The sequence below is a fragment of the Microvirga sp. KLBC 81 genome (assembly GCF_003075415.1).
GTDB lineage: Bacteria > Pseudomonadota > Alphaproteobacteria > Rhizobiales > Beijerinckiaceae > Microvirga.
The window spans coordinates 1-5,564 of record NZ_QDAH01000159.1 but is presented as its reverse complement, the minus strand read 5'-3'; the positions used below and the strand labels follow the sequence as shown (position 1 = coordinate 5,564).

General features: G+C 58.8%; 4 protein-coding genes and 2 pseudogenes. 1 reads left to right on the top strand and 5 read right to left on the bottom strand.

The genetic code is table 11. The annotated features are described in order from the left end of the window. Positions 1-79: pseudogene (locus DC522_RS32260) on the top strand (7-carboxy-7-deazaguanine synthase QueE); the annotation flags it as partial. Between the two features lie 417 nt (positions 80-496). Here DC522_RS32260 and DC522_RS32255 read toward each other — a convergent pair. The 5 genes and pseudogenes from DC522_RS32255 to DC522_RS32235 all read right to left on the bottom strand — a co-directional run. Beyond that, positions 497-760 (bottom strand): annotated as a pseudogene (locus tag DC522_RS32255) (FAD-dependent oxidoreductase); the annotation flags it as partial. A 120-nt stretch (positions 761-880) separates the two neighbouring features. Then, positions 881-1,681, bottom strand: a complete 801-nt coding sequence (locus tag DC522_RS32250) for an aspartate/glutamate racemase family protein (RefSeq protein WP_165820422.1) — start codon at positions 1,679-1,681, stop codon at positions 881-883. Positions 1,682-1,960: 279 nt separating this feature from the next. Further along, positions 1,961-2,938, bottom strand: a complete 978-nt coding sequence (locus tag DC522_RS32245) for a TRAP transporter substrate-binding protein (RefSeq protein WP_116532517.1) — start codon at positions 2,936-2,938, stop codon at positions 1,961-1,963. A 24-nt stretch (positions 2,939-2,962) separates the two neighbouring features. Beyond that, positions 2,963-4,273: a TRAP transporter large permease gene (locus tag DC522_RS32240; RefSeq protein WP_116532516.1), complete on the bottom strand. Its 1,311-nt coding sequence runs from the start codon at positions 4,271-4,273 to the stop codon at positions 2,963-2,965. A 4-nt stretch (positions 4,274-4,277) separates the two neighbouring features. Further along, the gene (locus tag DC522_RS32235) at positions 4,278-4,823 is read right to left on the bottom strand and encodes a TRAP transporter small permease (RefSeq protein WP_116532520.1); all 546 of its coding nucleotides are present in this window, start codon (positions 4,821-4,823) and stop codon (positions 4,278-4,280) included. Between the last annotated feature and the right edge of the window lie 741 nt (positions 4,824-5,564).

The following is a 5,564-nucleotide window of genomic DNA, read 5'->3' as shown; positions in this document are numbered from 1 at the left end:
GGCGGCGGATCGGTGGTTCACGGCGACAGTCCTGCCGCAGTTGCACGTCCTCGCCTGGGGCAACAAACGCGGCGTCTAATAGACACTCCACGCCACTGCCGCAGATCGCTCCAGTCCAGCGGACCAGGAATGTCTCTATCAGGTCATCACCTGAAGTTCCCCTACCCCGTCTGAGCGTCCGCTGACTGCTCGCAAGCTGACCAAAGCGCAATGTCTGAGAAGTGCCAGGACACAACATCTGGGTCCGCTCCACCCGCTTATCAGCTTTGGAAGGCCTGACCGTGGACGTCCGCGGGAGGCGTGTCTGTGATCAGCGAGGACCGGCGACGAGGGAAAGCCCCAGCGCATCGTGCGGAACCGGAGATCCGCGTCAGCGACCCGAAGGGCCACACCCGTGAAACGTGGACCCAGGTTCCCGCATGATACGCTACTCACAGACAAGGACCATCGGATCCAAAAGTGCAAGTCCACTTTTGGATCCGATGCTCTAGGTGTTCAGTCCCGGCAGTGAGGACAACCGGATCGTCAATGGCCCACGGGAGTCGAGCAGATAGCCCGGCACCTTCTTCCATAGGCCCGGCATCGACATCGGAACCACCGATGCAGGGCTTATCCATGCGCCGTTGCCATAGCTCGCAGCCTGCTCCCGCCCCGGCTCACCTGGTTCAAGGATAGTCACCTCATAACCTTCCCGCCGCAACTGAACTGCTGTGGAGGCTCCGACGATGCCTGCCCCTATCACAACAACATGCAGGCTCATGGGACAACCGGATCAACGCGAGGAGTTCATGGACAGGGAACTGCGCCAGTCAGCCTGGATCCATCAATAAGGCGCAGGTCCTTCCGAAAGAACGGGTTACGCGGCATCAAGCCCGTCATGTCACATGTAACCGGAGAACCTTGGGTTGATGATCCCGCTATGGAGCAAATTCACCAAGTGATAGATACCGAAGATTGGCAGGCCGATGTCCGCCTGTACGGCGGCTGCGTATGGTTGCAGGTTGGTGCACTCGAAGACAATGCACCCGATATCAGGGAACTCATCGACCAGCTTGCGGCACCTAGCGATGACCTCCGCCTCCACCTGATCGACATCCATCTCGATGCAATCATCGCCACTGCCGAAAATGGCGCGGCTGAAAGCAGGGTCTTCCTCCAACCCTCGCACATGGACAGCCCAGTCCGGCTGCACGCCAGCGGCAATCAAGTGCTCTGAGGACAACCTCCCGGAGTGAGCGGTTATCACCCCGATGGAGCGATCGGCGGCAAACATCTGGCGTAACAGCGGGATCAGGAACAGGCTCGAGGTAACAACCGGAATGCCGACTGCTGCCGCGATTTCCTTTTGCATGATAGTCAGAAATCCGCAGGTCGTCGTGATGGCGCGCACCCCTTGGCTCTCGAGGAGCCTTGCCCCCTCGATGAAGGCAGGAAGAAGCGCACGGGCGCGATCGGCCTCCGACACGATCTTTTCGGGAGTGGCGGCCTTGATGACGTGGTATCGAACGGGAAAATCGAACGTGGTGGCATTGCCTACGTCGCCCGGAATACGGGGAAACGAGGTATCAAGCACCAGGACACCGACCGCCTCTCCGTAGATGGCACGACCGCCCTTTACGCGTTTTCGGATCATCTGGGCACCGAAAGGGAACGAGGCTGCTGACTTATCATAGGCACTCACGAGTTTTTCCCTCACTTGCATGGCGCAGAGCAAGGATCGGTCGGCAATAAATGGTCTGATGAGAGTTCGACGCTCGCAAAAAATTCAGCGGTGCCTCAAGAATGGCAAATCGCTTGGAGCCCGCGTGGTCGATCCGTACACCTTCCCTCATGCCGCTATGGAGGGGAGTTGCGGCCTCCCCTCCACCTTTGGTTTCAGTCCAGACGAGGTGATCCCTCAGGTAGCCGGTTGAACCGGAGCATCGACCTTTGGACCCAACGTCCAGGGAAACCCGGACAATTACATCTTCTTGTAATTGTTCATGACCGTTTCGCCGGTGGAACCGGCTCTTTTGATCCAATCCGCCACCAGCTGTTCGCCGATCTTCTTGAGGCCGGCTTCGAGTTCGGGGGACGGCGGGGACACGGTCATACCCTTGGCCTTGAACTGCTCAAGATACCAAGTGGACTTTTCCTTGGCGATCTTCAGACCACGCTCCTCAGCCGCGGCGGCGGCTTTCAGCACGGCGTCCTGGGTGCCCTTGTCGAGCGCATCGAAGGCAGCCTTGTTAACGATCACGATGTTACGCGGCAGCCAGGCCTGGACATCGTAGAAGTACTTCTGGGATTCCCAGACCTTCGAGTCATAGCCGGTAGAGCCGGATGACATCCAGGAGTTGACGACTCCGGTGGCAAGGGCCTGGGGCAACTCTGCGGCTTGGACGGTCACTGCTTGAGCGCCTACGGCCTCACCGATGCGTGCGGTCCCGACGTTGTATGCACGGAACTTGAGGCCCTTCATGTCCTCCACGGACTTCAACTCCTTTGAGGAGTAGAGTCCCTGCGGTCCCCACGGAACCGAGTAGAGCAACTTCAGGCGCTGGCTCTCGAGTTTCTTCTCGATTTCCGGCTTGGCCGCATTCCACAGCTTTACCGAGGCGTCGAAGCTCGTCGCGACGAAGGGAATGATGTCGATGCCGAACAACGGATCCTCGTTCTCGTGAATCGACATGAGCACTTCGCCGGCCTGCGCCTGACCAGTCGATACGGCGCGTTTGATTTCGGGTGCCTTGAACAGCGAGGCGTTCGCGTGCACCACAATCTGCAGCTTCCCGCCAGTCGCGTCAGCCACATCTTTCGCAAACTGAACGAGATTTTCAGTGTGGTAGTTGTCCTGTGGATAGGCCGCCGGCAGGTTCCACTTGGTTTGAGCCGCTGCCGGGAATGTGGCCATGAGCAATGCGGCGACTCCGCAGGCCATACTGGTTAGAAGCTTCATAGGGCGTTTCCTCCATCTACGTTGTTAGGTTTCCGGGAAGGCAAGCTTCGGCAACAACATCACGATCTCAGGGAAGACCGTGACCAAAGCCACTGCGGCAACGAGCAAAAAGAAGAACGGCAGGCTTGCTCGAGCCACGGTGTTTGAGTCCTTACCGCTCATTGCCTGCAGCACGAAGAGATTGAAGCCGACGGGTGGGGAGACCTCGGCCATTTCGACTGCAAGAACGAGGAAGATGCCGAACCAGATGAGATCAAAACCTGCGGCTTTAACCATTGGAATGACAACGGCCGTCGTCAGGACAATCATCGAAATGCCATCGAGAGCGCAGCCGAGCAGGATGTACATGATCGTGAGAACCGCGATCAGCGCATAGGGCGAGAGGTTCAGGCCTTCGACCCAAGATGCGAGCGCCTGCGGAATGCCCGTATAGGCCATCGCGGTCGACATGAAGGATGCGCCTGCGAGGATCAGCATGATCATGCAGGTGATGCGCGTCGTTCCCATCACGCTCGCCCAGAACGATTCCCATGAGAGCGAGCCCGACCACCACGCGATGGCGAGCGAACCCAAGACGCCCCAGGCGGCGCATTCCGTCGCCGTCGCCCAACCGAGCAGAAGCGTGAGGAACACGAGGGCGATCAGCAGCGCCACCGGGATGAGGTTCGTCGATTCCTTCAGCTTCTCGCGAAAGCTCATCACGGGTTCGGGCGGAGGCGACTTGTCCGGGTTTAGGAGCGACCATATGGCGATGTAGCCCGAATAAAGCGCCATCACGAGAAGGCCCGGCAGGAAGCCTGCCAGAAAGATCTGAATGATGGAAACATTCGCGGCGACCGCATAGACCACCATGGTGATCGAGGGCGGAATGAGAATGCCCAGCGTGCCCGCACCGGCAAGCGAGCCGAGACTGAGCATCTCGTCGTAGCCGCGTTTCTTCAGCTCCGGCAGGGCGATCTTCGCCACTGTTGCACAGGTGGCGGCGGAGGAGCCGGAGACAGAGCCAAAGATGCCGCAGGCGAGCACGTTCACATGCATCAATCGGCCGGGAAGCCAGTTGAGCCAGGGCGCGAGACCGCGGAACATCTCCTCGGAGAGACGGGTGCGGAACAAGATCTCACCCATCCAGATGAACAGCGGTAGGGCTGCCAGCGTCCAGGAGGCGGAATTGCCCCAGATGGTGGTGGCGAGCACGGAGCCCGCCGGGATGCCGCCGCCCACGAACTGCATGCCAGCCCAGCCAACAGCTGCCAGGCCAATCGCGATCCACACGCCTGAAGTAAGAAGCGCTGCAAGCAGAAGGAGGAGGAAGCCTGATATTCCAATCAAGGACATTGCATCATACCGCGCTTTCGAGGGCTCGCTGAATTACTTCGTCGGCGTTTTGCGGGGGCGGCCTCTCGTATGTCGGCTTCCCTCCAAGGAGGACGTGCACGAACTCGTCAAGGAACGCGATGAAAAGGATTACGAGCCCACCGGAGTATCCAAGCTGCGGTATCCACAGAGGGACAGGCACGACGCCACCCGCTACATCGTTGAGTATCCACGAGTCATAGGTGAGCTGGACCGCATGCCATGCGAAGAACCCGATGAAAGCCAGTCCAATCCCAAGAGCAAGAATTTCTACGTACCACCGGGTGCGACCGCGCAATCGATCGATGAGAAGTCCAACTCGGATCATGTCGCCGGACTTGAACGTATGAGCGAGCCCGAGAAACGCCATGGCCGCCATGCACCAGGAAACAAAGTCATCGCCGGCCGGGATATTGAATCCGACCGGGCGACCCACCGATAAACCCATCATCAGGAGGAAGATTACAATCAGAAAGAGGCCGGCGAGCCACCCGGCCACGAGGTAGAGCCAATCCAAGGCTGATCGAAGCATAGGGTTCCTCATGGCCGATTTCTCCTGTTTCATTCAGCGAGAGGCACTGTCACGCGCGGGCGTGACAGAAAAAGGTCCACGGACTCCGACAGCCTGGAGTTGCTGCGGCAGGTGCGCGTGACCCGCTCCCTCAGATCACGAGCCAGAATCAGGCAGTCGAGATCCTTGTCCCCGATGGCGATACCCTCCTTCACAACCGTACGGAAGCGATACAGGCAAAATCCGGCCCGCCAGCCCGAAAGAGGGTAAGCCTCATTGAGGAGAGATTGAACAGGCGAGCTCCTGCTTGCAAGGACTTCTTTGCTCGATAGAGCTTCTTTTCTCAGAAAGACCGTTGGCGCATGGTCGCCTTCAAAGCCTCCAGAAACTTTGATCATGGTCTCGTTGTCCCTGCTCAAGATGGTTCTTGGTTTCTACAGGAGCGATTGCTACCCCCTGTTCCCCAGCGGACATCTACGCTTCCGGGGCTAATGCAGGCAGGCAGCCACTGTCAATCAATCATTGCTATGAACCCCGCAGACCGACTCGAGCGAATGAAACGATCGCTGAACTCCGCCGACCACGGGAGTCGGTGCGGACATCGGCGTGACATTGCCGTTCAGCGGGAGAATTCTTCGGCTCCATCACCTCCTGAGGCGCCGTCTTTCCTGGAAGAATGATGACACCACGGTCTGCATTGGGTCGAGGCTGTGTCAAAACGCGGGATCTGGTAGCCTGGTGGGGTCACATGGACTGGAGGGA